The 20751-nt window shown below is 50.1% G+C and carries 17 protein-coding genes and 3 tRNA genes; 1 reads left to right on the top strand and 19 read right to left on the bottom strand.

Annotated features, from left to right (window positions below; genetic code table 11):
* Nucleotides 1-244 precede the first annotated feature (244 nt).
* From NSB25_RS23975 to NSB25_RS23920, 12 genes are all read right to left on the bottom strand, one after another.
* Nucleotides 245-460 carry a CD3324 family protein gene (locus NSB25_RS23975; RefSeq protein WP_103241914.1) on the bottom strand — a complete coding sequence of 72 codons (216 nt, stop codon included), beginning with the start codon at nucleotides 458-460 and terminating at the stop codon, nucleotides 245-247.
* The gene (locus tag NSB25_RS23970; RefSeq protein WP_103241915.1) at nucleotides 450-665 is read right to left on the bottom strand and encodes a hypothetical protein; all 216 of its coding nucleotides are present in this window, start codon (nucleotides 663-665) and stop codon (nucleotides 450-452) included. Before NSB25_RS23970 ends, NSB25_RS23975 begins: the two co-directional genes overlap by 11 nt.
* Before the next feature lie 46 nt (nucleotides 666-711).
* Nucleotides 712-1890, bottom strand: coding sequence for a MalY/PatB family protein (locus tag NSB25_RS23965; RefSeq protein ID WP_103241916.1), 1179 nt, complete (start codon nucleotides 1888-1890; stop codon nucleotides 712-714).
* Nucleotides 1891-1892: 2 nt separating this feature from the next.
* Nucleotides 1893-2768, bottom strand: a complete 876-nt coding sequence (locus NSB25_RS23960; protein WP_103241917.1) for a DUF3737 family protein — start codon at nucleotides 2766-2768, stop codon at nucleotides 1893-1895.
* Nucleotides 2769-2832: 64 nt separating this feature from the next.
* A complete protein-coding gene (locus NSB25_RS23955; protein ID WP_103241918.1) occupies nucleotides 2833-3684 on the bottom strand; it encodes a DegV family protein in 852 nt (283 codons plus the stop codon).
* A gap of 181 nt (nucleotides 3685-3865) precedes the next feature.
* A tRNA-Asp gene (locus NSB25_RS23950) sits at nucleotides 3866-3939 on the bottom strand.
* Nucleotides 3940-3997: 58 nt separating this feature from the next.
* Nucleotides 3998-4071: transfer RNA gene (locus tag NSB25_RS23945), tRNA-Ile, on the bottom strand.
* A 44-nt stretch (nucleotides 4072-4115) separates the two neighbouring features.
* Nucleotides 4116-4187 (bottom strand) — tRNA-Glu (locus tag NSB25_RS23940).
* Nucleotides 4188-4352: 165 nt separating this feature from the next.
* Nucleotides 4353-5738, bottom strand: a complete 1386-nt coding sequence (locus tag NSB25_RS23935) for a right-handed parallel beta-helix repeat-containing protein (protein WP_103241919.1) — start codon at nucleotides 5736-5738, stop codon at nucleotides 4353-4355.
* Between the two features lie 55 nt (nucleotides 5739-5793).
* Nucleotides 5794-6855 (bottom strand): hypothetical protein, encoded by a 1062-nt coding sequence (locus NSB25_RS23930; protein WP_103241920.1) that lies wholly within the window; start codon nucleotides 6853-6855, stop codon nucleotides 5794-5796.
* A gap of 12 nt (nucleotides 6856-6867) precedes the next feature.
* Entirely contained in the window at nucleotides 6868-8331 is a 1464-nt protein-coding gene (locus NSB25_RS23925) for an MBOAT family O-acyltransferase (RefSeq protein ID WP_103241921.1), read from the bottom strand.
* 100 nt (nucleotides 8332-8431) lie between these two features.
* On the bottom strand, nucleotides 8432-9220 hold the full coding sequence (locus NSB25_RS23920; protein WP_103241922.1) for an AraC family transcriptional regulator: 789 nt from the start codon (nucleotides 9218-9220) through the stop codon (nucleotides 8432-8434).
* 117 nt (nucleotides 9221-9337) lie between these two features.
* Here NSB25_RS23920 and melA point away from each other — a divergent pair, with 117 nt between their 5' ends.
* A complete protein-coding gene (melA, locus tag NSB25_RS23915) occupies nucleotides 9338-10663 on the top strand; it encodes an alpha-glucosidase/alpha-galactosidase (RefSeq protein WP_103241923.1) in 1326 nt (441 codons plus the stop codon).
* Between the two features lie 83 nt (nucleotides 10664-10746).
* Here melA and NSB25_RS23910 read toward each other — a convergent pair whose 3' ends face one another.
* The 7 genes from NSB25_RS23910 to NSB25_RS23880 form a co-directional block, all read right to left on the bottom strand.
* Nucleotides 10747-12432: a hypothetical protein gene (locus NSB25_RS23910; protein WP_103241924.1), complete on the bottom strand. Its 1686-nt coding sequence runs from the start codon at nucleotides 12430-12432 to the stop codon at nucleotides 10747-10749.
* A gap of 48 nt (nucleotides 12433-12480) precedes the next feature.
* Entirely contained in the window at nucleotides 12481-13395 is a 915-nt protein-coding gene (locus tag NSB25_RS23905) for a carbohydrate ABC transporter permease (protein ID WP_103241925.1), read from the bottom strand.
* An 11-nt stretch (nucleotides 13396-13406) separates the two neighbouring features.
* A complete protein-coding gene (locus NSB25_RS23900; protein WP_242982590.1) occupies nucleotides 13407-14375 on the bottom strand; it encodes an ABC transporter permease in 969 nt (322 codons plus the stop codon).
* Between the two features lie 90 nt (nucleotides 14376-14465).
* Complete coding sequence (locus tag NSB25_RS23895) at nucleotides 14466-16148, bottom strand: extracellular solute-binding protein (protein ID WP_103241926.1); 1683 nt, start codon at nucleotides 16146-16148, stop codon at nucleotides 14466-14468.
* A gap of 268 nt (nucleotides 16149-16416) precedes the next feature.
* Nucleotides 16417-17679, bottom strand: coding sequence for an alpha-L-fucosidase (locus NSB25_RS23890; RefSeq protein ID WP_103241927.1), 1263 nt, complete (start codon nucleotides 17677-17679; stop codon nucleotides 16417-16419).
* A 93-nt stretch (nucleotides 17680-17772) separates the two neighbouring features.
* Nucleotides 17773-18522, bottom strand: coding sequence for a 6-phosphogluconolactonase (locus NSB25_RS23885; RefSeq protein ID WP_103241928.1), 750 nt, complete (start codon nucleotides 18520-18522; stop codon nucleotides 17773-17775).
* A 31-nt stretch (nucleotides 18523-18553) separates the two neighbouring features.
* A complete protein-coding gene (locus NSB25_RS23880; protein WP_103241929.1) occupies nucleotides 18554-20746 on the bottom strand; it encodes a glycoside hydrolase family 3 N-terminal domain-containing protein in 2193 nt (730 codons plus the stop codon).
* Nucleotides 20747-20751: the final 5 nt, after the last annotated feature.

The raw sequence follows: 20751 nt of genomic DNA, 5'->3' as shown, positions 1-20751 counted from the left end.
CGGCAAGACAGCTTATGCTGGCTTGAATTCTGCGAATGCAGAATCATTATACCATGTGCGCAGAAAATCAAGCGGCTCCGAAGGAGACATTTGATTTTCAAGCCATGGGGTGCCGGTATAATGCGCCGCGCAGTGGCGGCAAGACAGCTTATGCTGGCTTGAATTCTGCGAATGCAGAATCATTATACCATACCGCCGAATTCCATGTCCAGATACTTGGCGCACAGGAAAAGGAGAACTACCCTCACGGCATTTCTCCTTTTCTCGTTCTTATTTCATAACTTAATATATGATTTTCCGCATTCCTCTTTTGATAAAAATCTCTTGCGCCGGAGGCCTCTCCCCAGGATTTCTTTTCCTTCCCCCTGTTCGGAACATACATCGTCTCTCCCGACACATATTGCTGTAGTTCCCGCAGTAAATGATCCGGCAGGATATCCTGAGCATTTTTATATTTCATGCAGGAACTCCTTCTCATTGGCAAACTCCCGGATTCTCCCGCCTCCGTTTTCAATGATCTTTCGAATCAGCTGTTCCGCTTTATCGGCCTGTGCCGCCATCACCCCAGGGTTTTCCGCATCATAATACTTCATCATTTCGATTTCTTCCAACCCGAAATCTTCGCATACCTGATTCAGTTCACTTTGCAGAAAGCTCCCCCACATATACACCTTTACAGGATCTTTTATCTGCGTATTACAAGGGAATAAATTATTCTTTGCCGTTCTTTCCGGTAAATCTTCTCACGCTCTCCTCCAGACGTCTCATTCCATCCAGCAGCCGCTCCCTGGGACAGGCGGGATTCAGCCGGATAAACGCCTTCCCGCAGGCGCCGTACTCCTCGCCTTCCGTCAGATACAGGCCGCTGTCCCTCCGGATAAAAGCTGTCAGTTCTCCCGCATCTTCCGTAATGCCGCTGCAATCCAGCCACAGCAGATAGGTTGCCCGGGAGGGCACCACTTTGATTCCGGACAGATTCTTCTCTGCAAATTCCCTGACACGTCGCTTGTTTTCACTGAGATATTCCCGCAGCTCTTCCAGCCATTCCTCTCCCTTCTGAAAAGCCGCCACTGCCGCTCCCACCGCAAAAGCGTTGGGTTCCGCCACTTCATCTGTATTCAGTCCTCTGTCTAATTTATGACGGATCACCGGATTGGGGACCATCACCGCCGCGGTCTGCAGCCCTGCGATATTAAAGGTCTTCGTGGGAGCCAGACAGGTAATGCTGTTGTCTCTGCAGGCCTGGGACACGGATGCAAAAGGAACATACTCGTATCCCGGGTCCGTCAAATCGCAGTGAATCTCATCGGATAGAACCAGCACATGATGCTTCGCACACAGCTCCCCTATCCGGAACAGGGTCTCTCTGTCCCAGATTTTCCCCACAGGATTGTGGGGATTACACAGAAGCATCAGTGTAGTCTGGGGGTTCGCCAGCTTCTCTTCCAGGTCTCCAAAGTCAACGGAATATTCCCCGTCTCTGTAAACCAGCGGACTCTCCAGAATATTTCGTCCGTTGTTCCGGATGGAATTGAAGAAAATATTGTACACCGGAGTCTGCACCAGCACATTCTCCCCCACGGTGGTCAGCTTCCTCACCGCACTGGAAATGGCGGGCACAATGCCCGTACAGAAAATCAGCCATTCCTTCTCCATTTCCAGATGATGACGGCGGCTCCACCAGCTCCGGTAGGCTTCATACCAGTCCTCTGTCACCACACTGTAGCCAAAGATGCCATGCTCCACTCTCTTCTTCAGAGCCTCGATAATCTCCGGCGCGGTCTCAAAGTCCATATCTGCCACCCACATGGGCAGTTCCCGCTCCGGCACATCCCATTTCAGAGAGCCCACACCCCGCCTGTCCGTCATTCTGTCAAAATCATATTTCATCGTCAGTCCTCCCAGGATGCCCTGTCCGACTTTTTCACAATCTCTCCTGCCACAATCTGCGTCTGATCAATCTTCACCTTCCTGCCGTCCAGAATCAGCTCCCCGATTCTGTCCGCCCGGATGATTCCTCCCTTCGGATTGAACACGCTGTCCACACTTCCGATTATCTCCACATCCGCCTGAGAATACTCGAAAGCCAGATTGGTATTCATCAGCCGGCAGTTCTTCATCACCAGATTGTCGATATAGCACATTCCCTGGAGACTTTCTATGGTACAGTTGATCAATGTGATATTCCTGGAATTCCACCCCAGATATTCCCCGGAGATAAAGGAATCATACACCGTGACATTTTCCGCATTCCAGAAAGCATCCTTGGACAGCAGACGGGAATTGTGAATCTCAACATTGGAACAGCCGTCAAAGCTGTAATTCCCCACCAGATCAAAATTCTCCGCAACAATATTACTGCTGTTCATGGCAAAATAATCTCCCTTTGCCATCACCCTCTTCATCTCAATGTCCCGGCAGTTCCAGAGTGTCTCCGCCGCATTCGGCATATCCACGTTCCGCAGCCGGATTCCCTTTGTCCGCCGGAAAGTTTTGGGCGCCTCTATAATCGTGTCGGCTATGGAAATATTCTCCGTATACCAGATGCCCGCCCTCGCCATATCAAACAGGGTGGAATCCTTCATGGTCACATTTTTGCAGTACCACAGCGGATATTTCCATTTAAACAGAGTATTGTCAATCTCCAGATTGCCGCTTTCCTTTAAAGGCGATTCGCCGTCCGCAAAGGTACAGTAACTGATATGACAGTCGCTGGCCTGAAACATAGCCCTTTCACCGGTCAGAAACTGCTGATTCACTTCTCTCATAAATATTCCTCCAATTCGTTTTCTCTCTACTCTGAGTCAAAATACCGTATACAGTTTTCCCCTTTTACATCTCTCCTGCCGAAAAGAATGCCACCCCGATGGCTCCGGGCCCCACGTGGGTTCCGATGGTTCCCCCCACGCTGGAAGTCTCCAGCGCATCCACGGAAGTCTTCCAGAATGCCTCATGATCCGCTATGTACTTCTGCAGCGTCGCATCGCTGAACCCGGTATATCCCAGGAAAAAAGGCTTCTCAAAATCAATTCCCCCGGTCTGGCGAATCTGCTCTGCCAGCAGATTGTTGCCCTGTCTGGAGCCCCGGGCCTTACCCAGAATGGCCACTTCCCCTCTCTGAATGGCAATTACCGGCTTAATTGACAGAAGGTTTCCCGCCATTGCCGCCGCCCTGGAAATGCGCCCGCCCTTTTTCAGGTATTCCAGCGTATCCAGCAGAGCCACCAGTCTGATACGGCCTTTGTCCTTATCCAGCCTCTCCACGATTCTCTCGGCTTCCATACCGCTGTCCTTCAGCCGCAGCGCATACTCCACCAGCGCATGCTGTCCCATACTGGCATTCTCACTGTCCACCACCTTCACCACCACATCCCCATACTCTTCCGCGGCAATATTGGCACTCTGCCAGGTCCCTGACAGCTTCGAAGATAAGGTGATGACAATCACCTTATCTCCCTGCTCCTTTGCCCTGCGGTAAGCCTCTTCAAAAGCAAACGGCGCCACCTGGCTGGTAACCGGAAGCTCGTCACATTCTATCAGCTTTTCATAGAACATCCTGTGGGTGAGATTCACCCCGTCCTGAAACTGCTCTTCCCCAAAGGTGATTGTCACCGGGAGCACTGTCAGATCTTCCCGTGTATTATCCACAATATCCGATGCTGAGTCTGTAATAATTTTAAGCATACTTTCCTCCTGTTAAAGTCGCTGCGCCGGCAGCACCAGTCGCCCTGTCACTCCCCAGACACCAGCGGAGAATTTCCGGCGGCTTAAACTATGTCCCATAAAACAGAAATACAACAAAAAAGTGTAAAGCGATTCTTTCGACGGACTTTACACCTGCATAAAAATTATTTTAAAAGAAAAGCGACCCAGATCGGACTCGAACCGACGACCTTCGCCGTGACAGGGCGACGCTCTAACCAACTGAGCCACTGGGCCGTATATAACTTTACGGAAAATATCATGCTTTATGTACTGCGGTGGGATTACTCCCAAATGGACCTTCGGGGACTCGAACCCAGGACCGACCGGTTATGAGCCGGTTGCTCTAACCAACTGAGCTAAAGGTCCGCATACCCTCTCGGGCTTTTATATTGACTGTTCTGACAGTCAGATGACTCCAACGGGAATCGAACCCGTGTTACCGCCGTGAAAGGGCGATGTCTTAACCGCTTGACCATGGAGCCGCGTTTTCTGCCTTTCCGGCTTGTCAACGCATCTATCTTACCATAACTGTATCCTTTTGGCAAGAGAATTTTTTACTTTTTTACTGTTGCAGGCTCTCACTGTTTCCTTTCCAGGCTGACCTTCACCAGGATCTGTTCTCCTTTTCTGTCCCATTGGATAAATATTTAGGAAGAAATCCTTTCAAACACTCCTTTTCCCACCGCAAGTCCGTCACCGTATACGTCATCAAAGACGATTTCATAAATATAGGGTCTGATATCTTCTATTTTTTCTCCGTTGACCACTATATTTTTTGCATGGAGGTTTTTTACCTTACAGTCTACATAGGGATCAAAAATTTCCCAGCCATCCTTTGTCCGGATGGATTTTGGACCCACACATGCCAGGAATGACATGGGATACCTGTCCTGATATAACCTGATATTAATATTCTCAAAACTGATATTATCGATATTTGTACCGATTTCAAAGCCTGCAAAAGCGCCCCGCACCCTGTCGGATGTCAGATATTCCTCAAATTTATCCACAGGCTGGGTCAGATCAATTGTAATATCTTCAAAAAACAGATTATCACCGCTTCCCACTTCCTTACTCCCGGGTTCTTCCCCAACCCTGTGTCTGGGGGTCTGCAGATACAGCTTGAAAGTATGAATGCCTGACACATTTTTGATGATAAAATCCTCCACCGCACAGTTGATACCGGATCCATCCTCAAAATAGTACACACCCGGCGAGATTCTCAGCGCCTTATATCTGCTGTTGGGCGCAAGCCGCAGATTCTCACACAGTACGTTCCTTGCAGGGCCAAAGTTCACACTGGAATTCTTCCAGTCATACATATTCAACGCCACAAGGTCATCTCCAACCTCTCCGGCAATATTCCGTATAATGAGATTTTCAGAATTGCCGTTGATATGCAGTCCGTCCGCATAGCAATTCTCAAAAGTGATATTTTCAAAAATGGCATTCTCCATTTCCGCCGCCTGGACGGCGAACCCCGCAGTGTGGGCAAAGGTCATGTTCCGCAGACTGAGATTCTCAATATTGTTGAACAGCATACAGGTTGACACGCCATAAAAGCTTCTGTTATCATCATACATCCCGCTCTTTCCGTATCCGGCCCGCGAAGTATAAGACTCCTCCCATCTCCCTCCTGTGATGGAAATATCAGAATCCCTGTTCGCTCTGCCAGGCGGACAGTATGTCCCATCCACAGTGTGTTCATTCCGGAACATCAATACTCTGACCCCTTCCAGCTGTCGTATCACAGCGTCCTCATCCGCTCTGATGTGACGCTGTGAAGGTATGATCACAGAACCATCGATATAGTATGGCTGCTCTGCCTTGGGGATATATATGGCTTTTTCTTCCCTTAAAGCAACATTAAATGCATCCGTCCATATCTCCAGGCCCCGGCTGTCCTTCCGCACATATTGGATGTATTTATGGATATCGACATATACCTCCTCTGAAGGAAGCATATCTGCAAGAAGCTTTTCTACCCCGCTTAGCCTGTTATAAATGTTTTGTTTTACAATCTCTCTGTCCATATGATTTAAGAATCCTTTCTCAATCAAATTCCTTTCTTATCCGGACTGCCGCCCCTTACTGCCTCGGATAATACCTGTAAATCAAATCTCCTGTGATCAGCTGCACCAGCTCCCGCATTCCCGCTGTCACTTCCCGCCAGTTCTCCGGCGTCACCCTCTTCTCGCCCGCCGCAATGCAATCCAGCATATACTGATTGACTTCCGGAGAATAATGCACCAAATCCATATAATTATCCAAGTTACTGATAATCTGCACCTCATCCTGGAAATAGTACACCTCCACATTCTCATAGGCCAAAAGCACAGGTAATGTCTGCTCCAGAATATAGAATTTCTCCTCCAGCTCGCCGTTCACATACGCGCAGTCCCACCAGCTCATGGAATAGGGCGGGAAAAAGAAGCGAAATGTGGTCTCCGGATGGCTTTCAATCTGCTGTGCCAGCGCCTCCACATTTCTGCCGATGTCTTCCTTCCTATGGGAAAAATCTGCCGCTTCACATACGTCCGCAGGCTTTGCATACGCCTCCATGGCCTTCTGCGCACTGAATTCCTTTCCCTCGGACCAGTCATAGGCGTGGCCGCCCACATTCCTCCCCATTTTCTCGTATGCCAGTATGTTGGGAATGGTCACAAACAGAATATCTTTATTCCACAGGTATGTTCCGTCATCCAATATACTTTCGGTATGCAGGTAGTCAATTTCATTCCCCTGCTGAAAAGTATTCTGAGCATTTGAATTCAGCGCCGGCAGATCCAGGCACCAGAATACATTTGTCAGCTCATGTTCTTTCCATGCCATATCCAGATAATAGAGCAGATCCGCCGCCGACCCGGAAGCCCGTATTATCTTCAGCGAGCGGCATCCGAACTGCCTGTCCAGGAACTCGCTGTCACAGTTCTCAACTACAGAGGACCCCACCAGCACACTGTCATAATCCATCACTCTTATGCTTCCGGGCATCTGATTGTCCCGGTCATTGAATACCGCCTGTCGTCCCGGAAAAGGGGCATGATATTGATAAAAAGGGTCAAAGAACCACACCGCCAGCGCAATCAGGAAAAGCTCCACGGCAATGCAGCCCAAAAGCAGTATCAGACCTTTCTTCTTTTGCCTCATCCTCCATACCTCTCAGAAATTGAAATACAGGAAAATACTGACCTGTGACAGGGAAATAAATGACCATGTAAATAAAGTCGCCATACAGAAAGTCCCCCTTGCCGTCCTGCCTTTCTCCGCAATCCACACTTCTGCCTTTTCTCTGGTCACCAGTATCACACAGATTCCCAGCAGCACTGTGTAGTTCAGCATATAAAAAAGATTTACATACTGCGGAGCCGCTATCTCCAGGAATTTTCTCACGGCATAATTCTCAGCCAGCTGCAGCTGATTGCAGATTCCCGCGAACATTCCCGTGTACCCTCCCGCAAACAGTTTCCGCCACAGCAGGACGGCATCCGACAGGGTGGCACACCGAAAAGGAACCCATGCCAGCGCCAGGAAGATTCCTGTCACCAGCTGATTCACCGCCTTCCACCGAAATCGAAGCTTCGGGAATATGGTCTCCCATATGACAGCCAGACCATGGATACATCCCCATAAGACGAAGTTCCAGCTGGCTCCATGCCAGATTCCGCTGACCAGGAACACCGCCGCCAGATTCAGGCACTGTCTGGCCTTCCCCTTTCGGTTTCCCCCCAGCGGGAAATAGATATACGTCATCAGAAAACGCGACAGCGTCATATGCCATCTTCGCCAGAAGTCCTTAACAGACACGGCAGTCAGCGGCGCATTGAAATTCTCCGGCAGACGGAAGCCGAACATCCGGCCCAGTCCCCTTGCCATATCTGAGTAACCGCTGAAGTCAAAGTACAGCTCAAACACAAAAAAGAACACCACCGCCCAGGCAGACAGGGCATCCAGATACAGGATATTGTCGAATTCCGCATTCACCACAACAGCCAGCGTATCCGCCAGCAAAACCTTTTTCGCCAGCCCCAGAATGAACAGAGAAAAGCCGTCATACAGCGAGTCCCAGGAAGGTCTCCTCACACCCGGGCTCTGAAGCTGGGGTACAAACTCCTGGTACAGCACAATGGGGCCGGCAACCAGCTGCGGAAAGAAACTGATAAAGCAGCTGTAATCCCAAAAGCTTCCGTGTGCAATCGTTCCTCTGTACCGTTCCGCCAGATAGGAAAGCTGCTGAAAGGTGAAAAAGCTGATTCCCAGAGGAAGCAAAATCTCTTCCACCACAATGTTCCCGTGGAAGAAAAAATTACAGTTGTCCACAAAAAAATTAAAATACTTATAGTAAAACAGCAAACCCAGATTCCCTGCCAGCCCCATTCCAAGAAGCCGGCGTCTGCCCCCGGGCCTGTCTGTCTTCGCCAGAAGCCAGCTGACTCCGTAATTGAAAAAAATGCTGCCCAGCAAAATCCACAGATAGCTCAAATTATAATATCCATAGAACCACAAAGACATTCCTGTCAGAAAAGCTTTCGCATAGAAAGGCTTCTTCAGACGGTTCAATAAAAACCAGCCTGTCAACGCAATGGGCAAAAAGACCGCTATAAAAATAACCGAATTAAACAGCATACTCTTATCCTTCTGCTATAATTGATATAAAAAGGGCTATTTCTATATTATAACAAAGATTCTGCCGTTTGCAACTTCTCAGAACGCTTTCCTCATAAAATCAGGAACTGCGCTGAGCGCTGGGACACATACCGTAAATGGCCTTATATTTTCTTGAAAAATTGGAAATATCTGTGAAACCTGTCATCTCCGCTGTCTCTGCCACGCCATACCCCTGTTCCAGAAGTTCTCTTGCCTGGGTCAGACGGACCTGAAGCAGATATGTCTGTGGCGGTATCCCATATGCATTGCGGAAAAGTGTGGTCAGATACCTCCGGTCAATGTGCAGCACCTCCGCAATCTCCTGAATGCACACGGGCTTCGCATACATGGTTTCCAGATAATTTCTGGTATATCCGGCGTAATCGTTTACAGTTTTGTGATTTCGGGGCCTCTCCTCTGACAAATGCCATAAAACCTCATACAACAGTGTAAATACACTGCCTTCATTTTTCAGGCCCCACTGTCCCTCCCGCACCCGCTCGAACAGGCGCCTGACATCCGGCTGACGGATGACCGCACACTTCAGGAACTCCGGCGTATCCTTCGCTTCAAAGCCAATCCAGCAATACTTCCACGGCTTCTCCTCATCCGCCTGATAGGTGGTAATTTCCTCCGGCAGAATCACGAACATATCCCCCTGTTCCACCGGATATACTTTTCCGTCCTTACAGAAAGTGCCTTTCCCTGCCAGGATATAATGAAGCAGATGATACTGTCTCGCGGCAGGTCCGAAGGTATGCCCGGAACAGCATTCCTCATACCCGTAATGCAGCGGTGTAACTCCGTGCCACCACCCGGGAATAACTGAGTACTCATACACTTTTCTTCTGCTGACTTTATTTTCCATACACCTTCCCTTTTACCAAATTCTACAACCTTTATACAATTGTCATCTCGAGCTCCGGCTGGTAGACTTAAAAGACAGCAATCCACATCAGTCAAAATTATAAGGAGGTTTTACCGTATGCTGAAAATCACGTTTATGGGTGCCGGAAGCACCACATTTGCCCGCAATGTGCTGGGTGATGTCATGTGTACTCCCGCCCTTCAGGAAAGCGAAATCGCACTGTATGACATCGATGCCGCACGGCTGTCCGACAGCTTTCAGATCCTCTCCGCCATCAACCGAAAGGTCAACGAAGGCCGTGCCGCCCTCAAGACCTACCTGGGCGTTGAAAACAGAAAAGAGGCTCTGCGGGGAGCAGCCTTTGTGGTAAACGCGATTCAGGTGGGCGGCTATGATCCCTGCACCATCATTGATTTCGAGATTCCCAAAAAGTACGGCCTGCGCCAGACCATCGGAGATACTCTGGGAATCGGCGGCATCATGCGCGCGCTGCGCACCATCCCCGTGCTGGAAGATTTCACCAGGGATATGGAAGAGGTCTGTCCTGACGCATTCCTGTTAAACTACTCTAACCCCATGGCTATGCTGACCGGCTATATTCAGCGCTATTCCTCCATCAGGACCGTTGGTCTGTGCCACAGTGTCCAGAGCTGTTCCAGAAACCTTCTGTCCCGTGTGGACATGGAAGATAAAATGGAGGGTCGAAAAGAGCTCATTGCCGGCATCAATCACATGGCCTGGCTGCTGGCCATCCAGGACAGGGACGGTAATGACCTCTATCCTGAAATCCGCCGCCGTGCCGCCCTGAAAAATGCCAATGAAAAACATCATGACATGGTCCGTTTTGATTATATCGCCAGATTCGGCTATTTCTGTACGGAATCCAGCGAGCACAACGCAGAGTACAATCCGTTTTACCTGAAAAGCAAATACCCTGAGCTCATTGAACGCTATAACATTCCTCTGGATGAATATCCCAGAAGATGCGAAGAGCAGATCAGGGCGTGGGAAGAACTGCGGCAGAAAATGATGACGGAAAAAGAACTGGACCATACCCGTTCCAAAGAGTATGCATCCTCTATTATGGAGGCAATCTGTACCGGGTCTTCCATCAAAATCGGCGGCAATGTGCTCAACACAGGACATCTGATTGAGGATTTCCCCCAGCAGGCCTGTGTGGAAGTGCCCTGCCTTGTGGACGGATACGGCTTCCATCCCACCTATATCGGCCATCTGCCCCCTGTGCTGGCCGCCATGAACATGACCAATATCAATCCTCAGCTTCTGACTATCGAAGCCGCCCGCACCAAAAAGCGGGATGATATCATCAAAGCTGTCATGCTGGAGCCTCATACCGCGGCAGAGCTGTCAATCGACGACATGGTGAAAATGGTGGATGAAATGATTGAGGCACATGGTCCCTACATGTCCATGTACCACTGATTCCGATTTCCCTTTTCAGAGGAACTGTCACAGACAGCTCCTCCGGAGGCGGCCGCACAAAACGCGGCCGCCTCCTTCATTTCTTACTGCTCCCCGCTCTCCGGGTCCCATACATTCAGCATCAGATACACGCCCTGCTCCTCTTCCGGGAACAGGAAACTGTCATACCAGTAGAACACACTGTTCTCCTCAGTCCCCAGGGATACCAGTGTCTCCAGGGCCTCCCGGGAATAGGGATACAGGCGGGCGCTTCCTTCATTGGTCTCCGGATACTCGCAGCTTTTGGCATAATATTTCTTATCCTTCTGCATCGCATACACATTTCTGTCAAGCATAATGCCATACGGAGAATTTCTGTACCCCACCGAGCGGGTATAATGCAGCATCACCGCAGAATACAGCATCACATTATCCGTTATTTCCGTATCCTTAAATACTTCGTAGAATCCCTTCGCCCCCAGACAGCCAAAGCTTCCGTTCTTCACCGGCCGTTGATGACCAAACTGATAACCGGAATAGAACATATAATTATCCATAACACGCACATGCAAAAACTGATTCTCGTTCTCCGTCCCCAGCTTTTCCGGTGTATTGTTATTCCAAAGCTCGATGGGGGAATTGGAGAATGCCAGCACATTTCCGGAAAACTCAATATTCTGCATGATACATGCCGGTTCTCCGCTGATATACTGGGTGGTCAGCTGGGCGTCGTAGCATTCATATACCACACAGCTTCTGATATAAAAGCCGTCGCATTCTCCCCAGTTCTCAATGGCATTTCCATAGCGCACTGTTCCCGTCATCTCCTGAAGGCTGCCGCCTATCCAGCCCAGCTCACAGTTCTGAATCGTCACATTTTCACAGTCCACCAGGTTCATTCCGTGGGAACCGCCGTATTTTACACACAGATTGTCTACCATGATATCTGTTGACTTTACTTCGCTGCGGAGAACATTCCCCCGCCTGGAAATCATAATCTCTGAAAAATACGCACCCGGATTCCCCCTGTCAAAGTACAGATACAGGACTTCTGCCTCATAATCGTGAAAAAACTCCAGATTATTGCACAGTCCGCCCGGATTGGGAAAAAGGGTATCACCGGAATGAAATACCTCCATTTTATTTGTCACCATACCGGAATCCACAGTCTTTACACCGGGCTGGTAAGGATGATTGGGCTCATGGGGAGTCACCTTGATTCCATAGGCTTTTCCGCCGTCGCAGACGATGTTGCCCACATCCCCGTATCGGCCGCCCGCATTCCCTGTATAGGCCCATACATTTGGGTACTCCGTCTCCCGCCACTTCTCCTTTCCGCTTCCGCTCAGGCAGTTCATAAATACAGGCTTCCTGCCGGTTCCATATGCGGAATAGGTGATTCCCGGCATCAGAAGCAATGCGTAATCCCCCATTGTCTCTGTGTGGAATCGGCTGTTCCACTCACTTCCCCGCTCAAAGAAAACGCCGTCGCCCGCTGTCACCTCCTGCGTCTCAAAGGCTCTGTGGAGACGTTCTATGGTCTGCCATGCACTCTCCGGCGATCTTCCGTCGGCCTCATCGCTGCCGAAATGTGAAATGTAATAGCAGTTCCCGGGAATCTTTTCCGGGGAAATGCTCTCCGCGTCCATGATTTTATTCGCCCTCTCCCTGGCCAGCTCTGTGTAATGTCTGTGTACCTCCTCCGTCATGGGCTGAAAATTTATTTCCGCCTGTCGTCCTGCACGAATGGCAGATAATTCCTCTGATGTAACAATTGTCTCAATCCTCATCTTTTTCTTTCCTCCCGTTTTACCTTTTCTTTATACGGCGGCTCTTTTTCAGCCCTTCAGCGATCCGATCATGACTCCGGTCTGGAAATGCTTCTGCAGGAACGGATAGATCAGCAGAAACGGTACGGTTGCCACGATTACAAGCGCTGCACTCATGGAAGTATTGATTTCATCATACAAAAGCTGACTTACATAGGTCTGGGTGGAGCCCAGCATTCCTCTGGCCCCTGCGGCGTCAGTGGCAATCAGCAGTTTCCTCAGCATCAATGCCAGCGGGTGCTTCTGATTGTCCGAAAGATACAGAGATGGCTCAAACCATCTGTTCCAATGACTCAGACCATAGTACATGGCCACTACCGCCATGGCCGGCTTTGACAACGGCATATAGATTTTAAACAGAATCGTGGCATGTCCCGCCCCGTCCAGCTCCGCCGATTCATCCAGACTGTCCGGAATCGACTGGTAGAAGGAACGCAGCAGAATCGCATTGTAAGTGCTGATTGCTCCCGGAAGGATAACGGACCAGTAGCTGTTGAAAAGCCCCAGATCCCGGACCAGAAGAAACATGGGCGTCATCCCCCCGCTGAAGTACATGGTAATGATAATCATCACCGTGATCGGCTTTTTCAGCTTCACCTTATAGCTCTTTCTGGACAGGAAATACGCCAGAATCATTGTCAGCACCATATTGAGCACAAGGCCTATCGACATGATAATCATGGTGTTTTTATAACCGGTTAACACATTTGTCTCTTTAAAAAGCAGCTCGTAGGACAGGGTGGAAAATTCCCGGGTAAACCACATGATCTTCGGCGCCGTCACCAGACTTTCCGGTGTGCTCAGGGATACGGCAAGTTCGTACATCAAAGGATACAGCATGGCGATTGACAGGAAAAAAAGGATGACCGCAATCACAATATCCAGCGCATTTTTCTTCAGTTTTCTGAGTAGTTTCGTCTTCATCTTCCACCTCCCTACAGCAGACTGGTTTCCGAAACAGTCTTCGCAATCTTATTGGCAAGCAACAGCAGGATGATATTGAGCACAGAGTTCACCAGGCCCACCGCCGTGGAATAGCTGAAACTGAACTCTACCAGTCCCTTCCTGTACACATAGGTGGAAATAACATCTGCCGTCTCATAAATCGCGGGATTATATAACAGAATAATGTCTTCATGACCTACACTCAGCAAAGTTCCTATTGACATAATCAGCGTCAGCACTCTGGTAGGTGAAATCGCCGGCAGCGTAATATACCGCATCTGCTGAATACGCCCGCAGCCGTCCAGCCTGGCCGCCTCATAAATCTGCTGATCCACTCCGGACATGGCCGCCAGCATAATGATACAGTTCCATCCCATGCCCTGCCACAGATGCATAATCTGGCGTATCGGCACAAAGGCTCCCGGTATTCCCAGCAGGTTCTTCGGCTCTGCGCCGAACCAGCCCAAAATCACATTAAACAGACCATCCGTCATGCAAAACTGCATAAAGATGGTACAGGTTACTACCACTGATATAAAATGCGGGAAAATAGAAATGGTCTGTGTTATTTTTTTAAATCTTTTCCATCGAAGCTCATGGAACATTAAGGCAAGCGTAATACTGGCACATCTGCCCACCACCAGTCCCACTATGCTCATGATCATGGTATTGCGGAACAGTCTTCCCACATCCGGGTAGCTGAAAAAACTGACAAAATTCTTCAATCCCACCCAGTCACTTCCCAGAATCCCCTTTGCGGGACTGTAATCCCTGAACGCAATGGTTGCTCCATACATGGGATAATAGCAGAAAATAAGATAATAGGCGATAACCGGTAGGATGAAGAAGTACAATCCCCAGTTCTTTTTCAAGTCTTTCTTCCAGGGCGTGGTATTTGCCCTGTGCTCAATTTTGGATTCCCTCATATTCGCACGCATGCGTGCCATAAATCTGCTCATAAATCACCTCGTTATTTCAGTTCTGTCATAAAACAGCCATCTGGTATGGAGAAAGGGAGGGAAAGCCTCCCTCCCTTTGTTAGCATCTGCTTAGTTCTGGTTCATATTTCTTGTGTAAGAAGACTGAATAACCGCCAGCACTTCATCCGCATGATAAGTGTCTTTACAGGTAGCCTTGATGGTCTCCCAGTTGTCAAAGCTTTCCGTTCCCATAATCAGCCCCACCAGCTTCTCCTGACAGTAAGTATCCAGATCTGTGTAGTAACTGCCGTAAATACCGGACTCCTCGTCATTCATGGGGACGTTCACTCCCGCGTATGCGTCAAATTCAAGATAAACGTCTACGAATTCTTTCTGCACATCGTCCATGTACATCATTCCGCCGATGGCTTCGCCGGCCCACATGGTACGTTTTGCCAGGCCATCGCCCTTCTCATCCTTCCAGCGCTCCTCCTCGGGCAGAAGCTGGATATTGCCCTGGGCATCTCTCGTATAGCTCAGGCCTTCCACGCCGAAGCTGTATAAGGTCTGTCCTTCCTCCGTATAGCAGAAGTCCAGATAACGCATGGCAGCTTCTACATTTTCACAGTCTGCGGACACAGAGAAAGTAAAGTTATTGAGCATCTTCATATCTGTCAGACAGAAGTTATAGATCGGATCACTCTCTGACATTTTCAGCGCAGGAATCGCCAGGAACTCTGCACCTTCGATCTCACAGCTCTTTGCAGATGTGGCGGAATTGTCTGCTCCCTGAATGCCTGCGAACGCATCGCCGGTAGCCAGCTTACCGCGGACGCCGCCCTTATTGATGCTGGGGAAATCAGGGTCAATCAGCCCGTCATTCCACCACTGGTTCAGGCGCTGCAGGAATTCCTTGTAGCTGTCTTCATACATGGCAAACTTCACATTCTGCCCATCCACGCAATAGAAAGGATAGGAACACTGGTAAGCGTTGCTGATACAGGAAAACATATATTGCTGATGCAGCCAGCGCATCTCTGAAGAAAGAGGGGTCATGTTCGGATACTTCGCCTTCACTGCTCTCAGCACCGCTTCGAATTCATCTACAGTGGTGGGAACCTCCATCTCCAGCTCGTCCAGTATATCCTTGCGGAGGATTATCCCCCTGTCTTTCATGGTATAACTTGTGTCCTCAATACTTGCAAAGCCCCAGATTCTTCCGTCATCTGTGGTTACCTGACTCTTCACATCCGGATTCTCCTCCAGATAGGCCAGATAATTGGGCATCCATTCGGTATGTTCATTCAGGTCAATAATGTAGCCTTCGTCAATGGCCGCAGCGGGACCGCCTTTATAGGTCTTGTTAAAGCCATTCACCAGAATATCCGGCAGGTCGTGAGAAATCAGCATGTACATGAATTCTTCACTATCGCTGCTCCACGTCACGCCATTGGACTCCACATAAGCACCGGAAGCCTGGGAAATTACCCCGATCGCCCCCATCAGATACTTATCAGGATCGGAAAATGCTTCCTCCGCAGTGATACTGCCCCACTCTTTTTTATCGCCGAAATTAATGGTCAGCTTCACATGCTCCATAGGATACGTAAATTCTTCCGGCGCAGACGGCGCCTCCTCAGAGGAGCCGGACGCATCAGATGAACTGCCGGTCTCCTGGACGGTACTCTCCTGTGATGAGCCGGATGCCACACTGTCCTGGGAAGCATTTCCTTCCCCACACCCGGCAAGCATGCCCACACACAGTGCAGTTACGGACAACAGACTTAAAAGTTTCTTTGTTCGTTTTCTCATTTTGCTTTCTCCCTTACATTAAAGTAGTTTACTGGTTTCATTAACGTTACTGTATCTTGATGCCCATTATATCATTAACGTTAATATCTGTCAACATTATTTCCTCTTTTTGTTGCATTTTTGTGTAGCTTAATTACCAGATGCTTCCTGCGTATGTAAAATAACCCATTATGCCGAAAAAAACAGAAGAACTTCAACAAAATGTGCTATCCCGCTCCTGACATTGTACTATATATTTCCCACCGGTTAAACTGTTTTTTTCTTCCAATTACAGCTTCCTGTTATGGTGCTGATCCTCAAATTCCACCTCTGCCACTCTGACCACATAGTTGCATCCATAGGAGTAACCGGTGGCGTTGACCCAGAGATTCCCGCCATTCTGAACAAATTCCAGCGATTCTCCGTTGTCTGTCCATTTCACACTGCGCACTTTCCGTTCGCATCCGGCAAAATGCCGGAACCCGGGGCCGCCCTCTGACACCACTACATGGCTGCTTCCCTGCACCTTCAGATTATGGATGAACAGATAGCTCCTGTCCTCCATATCCAGAGCAAAATTCCTGTCCTCCCCAGTCATTTTGCCGGGTTTTCCCTGGTAAATTGCCCCGCCGCAGGTCTCAATCCAGCTCCCCAGAGCTTCCAGCATGGCTTTCTGCATGACCGGGACAGCGCCTTCTCCCTCAGGGCCCACATTGAGCAGATAATTCGCCCCGATTTTTCTGCAGGCACAGAGGGTCTCAATAATCTCCGGCAGGCTCTTATAATTGTAATCGTTTCTGCCGAATCCCCAGTGGTCATTCATAGTATGACACATCTCCGCCGCAACATATTTTGGCATACCGTCCCTGTCCATGGGCACTGGACGGCCCTGTTCGAAGGTCACACTGTCAATCTCGGAGTTGCCGAGCGCTCCTCTGGCACCCAGCCCTGTGTTGTTCACAATAATTGCATCCGGCTGGTGACGACGTATCACTGCATACAGCCTGTCCTCCTGCCAGTCTGTACCGGCAGGCTTAGACCAGTTCCCGTCAAACCACAGGCCTCCGATTTTTCCGTACTGTGTGCACAGAAGCTCCACACTGTCCCGCAGATACTGTAAGAAAGTGTCAAAGTCATTCTCAAAGGACTCCTGATACCAGTCATAGGTGGCATGATAGAAAAACGGTGCGATTCCCTCCCCATTACATGCATCCACAAATTCACGAACCAGATCTCTGCCGCAGGCCGAATGGGGAGCGTCATAGCCGCACAGCCCCTTCGCGTCGTACAGGCAGAAACCGTCGTGGTGCTTCGTTGTGAGCGTGATATACTTCATCCCCGCCTTTTTCGCCGTTCTCACAATCTCACCGGCATCAAACTCCCCGGCTGTGAAGGTATCCGCCAGCTTCACATACTCTTCCTTTGGGATTTTGCCCAGATGCATGATCCACTCTCCCCGTCCCAGCCGGGAATAAAGTCCGTAATGGATGAACATCCCCAGGCCCATATTTTCAAATCTCGCCACTCTTTCCTCCGGAATCGGTATTGCCATAACTCTCCTCCTGTTCCTGGTTTCGCTGCGTCTCCACACGCTCCCCATACTTCCCCGAATAAACCGAACACAATATATACAGCCCCGGATTGGTCAGCAGGCCGGCTGCGTACCTGCTCCTGCTATCCCTTCCGCCGAATCCTGATCCACAAACAGATAATAATCGCCATGCTCCTTTAACAGCGTGGCCGGAACCTGATTCGTCAGATCATTTTCCATCATCAGTCTGATGGCATTGGCCTTCACCCCATAGGGCACCGCGGAAATAATGGTTCTGCTTTCCATAATGCGGTAGGGTGTCATGGAAATGGCCTGCGCCGGCACGTCCTCCAGAGCGGCAAACCAGCCTTCCCCCACCTGCTGCATCCGGCATTTTTCATCCAGATTGACAATGATATAGGAGTCTTTTGTGTCGAAGTCCGCCGGCGGGTCATTGAATGCAATGTGGGCGTTCTCCCCTATCCCGATCAGTGCCACATCCACAGGCGCCTTCGTGATTTCCTCTGTCAAATCGTCAATGGTCTCCCGGGGGTGATTCCCATCCACCAGATATACTCTGCCGGGATGTACAATATCTATAAATCTTTCCTTTAAATACCTGCGGAAGCTGGCAGGATGTTCCTCCGATATGTCCACATATTCGTCCAGATGAAACATCTCCACTTTACTCCAGTCAATGTCCTTATCCACAAGAGCCTTCAGTGTCTCAAACTGAGAGGCCCCTGTGGACAGAATGATTCTCGCTCTGCCGTTTTTCTCTATGGCCTGGTTGATTTTCTCCGCCGTCAGAGCCGCGGCGGCCTCGCCCAGCTCCCGGGCGGTTGTGTTCTTTATTATCTTCATGCTTTACTCCTCACAACAATTCCTGCTTCTCTCACTCCACTACAATCCTGGCAGACTCGCCGCACATGCTGTCTCTGCCCACAAAAAGGATAAATTCTCCCGGTTCCACCACTTCCTTCAGATCCAGTGTCATCAGTGCCAGCCTCTCCACAGGAATCAGCATCTGCGCCTTCACCGTACTTCCCGCGGGTACCAGTATCTTGGTAAACCCGCACAGCTTCCTGTCAGGTGTGGGCAGTGAGCTCACCACATCCTGATAATATGCCTGCACAACCTCATAGGCATCCATTTCCGAATGATTGGTCAGCACCACCTCCAGCCGGATTGTCTCGTCCGCTTTCCAGCGATTCCGGGAAATGTGGACGGCATCATAGGTGATCTCCGCATAGCTGAGACCGTATCCAAAGGGATAAAGGGGACCGTTCTCCCCGTCTTTATAGCGAATCAGAGACTCTCGGCTGCGTCCGCTGGAGAGCCAGGAATGATAATAGGGCACCTGCCCTGTATAACAGGGGAAGGTAATGGGCAGCCGGCCGCTGGGGCTGTAAGATCCCAGCAGCACATCCGCTATGGAATGTCCGGCCTCCGTTCCCAGATGCCACGCCAGAACCAGGGCGTCCGAACTCTCTGCCAGCTCCTGGCAGCTCATGGCTCTCCCACACATCAGCACGGATATGATTTTCCTGCCTGTCTTCTTCAGCTCCCGCAGATACCTGTATTGCTGCTTTGGAAGGTCAATGCTGACCCTTCCTCTGTTCTCTCCGGACCAGGCGGCTTTTTCACCGCACACATAGATAATCTCGTCGCATTCCTCCGCCATTTTCAGAGCTTTTGCAAAACCACTGTCATCCTGACTGTCAAAACAGTATTTTCCCGTAAAAGGACAGCCATCGCTCTGCAGGAAGTCAAGTCCTGCCTCTTCCAGGGCCATTTTCACGGATATCACATTGGTACCAGGATGATACTGCGCCCAGGCTCCCGGCATTTCCTCCACATTGTCAGACAGAGGGCCTGTGAGGAAGTATTTTTTAGAAGGGGACAACGGCAGAATCTTCTCCTGATTTTTCAGCAATACAATGCTGTGTCTTCCCACATTGCGCGCAGCCTCCCGGGCCTCCGGCGCCAGCATATACTTTTCTGCTTCCTCCGGGAAATACGGGAATTCAAACAATCCCACGGCAAATTTCACACTTAAAATCCTGCGCACCGCTTCGTCCACTGCTTCCGCAAAGCGCTGATCTTCTTCATACAGCGCTTCACAATAGTCCGCGAAGGCATGAGAACCCATATCCTCGTCCACACCTGCCAGCAGCGCCTGTGCCGCGGCTTCCTTTCTGTCCGCCGCCACCCGATGGTGTACCAGTTCTTTTACCGCACCGTAATCGGAGCAGACAAAGCCGCGGAAACCGAACTGCTTTCTGAGCACTTCCGTCAGATAATAACGGCTTCCGGTGACTGCCTGACCGTTCAATACGCTGAATGCACTCATGGTGCTCAAAGCCCCCGCGTCCACCGCCGCCTGATAGGGTTTCATATAATCCATGAACAGCGTGCGCGGACTGGTCTCACATTCCTCATAATCTCTTCCGCCCTGAGAGAGGCCATAACCGCAGAAATGTTTGAAGCATGCCGCCACATAAGGATATCCGGTCTCCGGATTTACAGTCTGCAGTCCCCGGACCTTCGCCTGCGCGATCAGAGACCCCAGCAGCGGATCTTCTCCGGCGCCTTCCGCCACTCTGCCCCACCGGGGATCTCTGCACAGGTCTATCATGGGTGCATAGATCCAGTTGATTCCGTCCGCATACGCTTCTCTGGCGGCATATTCTTCCGCCTCTTCCAGCATCTGCGGGTCCCAGGTGGACGCGCCCCCCAGCGGAACCGGAAAGACCGTTTTATGACCGTGTATCACATCAAAGCCAAATAAAAGCGGAATGCCCAGTCTGGATTCCTCCACTGCAACCTTCTGGAAATAATTGGCTTCCTCCCTGCCTTTCATCAGCATGGTTCCCACAAGACCCCTGCGCACTTTCTCCGCTTCCGCCTCCATGGAGCTGCGCTCCCCCAGGTTGCAGTCCGTCAGGTCACCGGAGTCGGATACATGGTCCAGATTCAGCTGCCCCACCTTCTCCCGGACTGTCATTCGCTCCAAAAGCTGATTTACCTGTTCTGTGTAGCAGCCGGGGTCAAAGGGCTGCTTCACCAGTAGATTATCACGATTCATCTAAA

The sequence above is a fragment of the Acetatifactor muris genome, from assembly GCF_024623325.1.
Taxonomy (GTDB): Bacteria; Bacillota; Clostridia; order Lachnospirales; family Lachnospiraceae; genus Acetatifactor; species Acetatifactor muris.
This window is presented reverse-complemented; position numbering and strand designations above follow the sequence as displayed.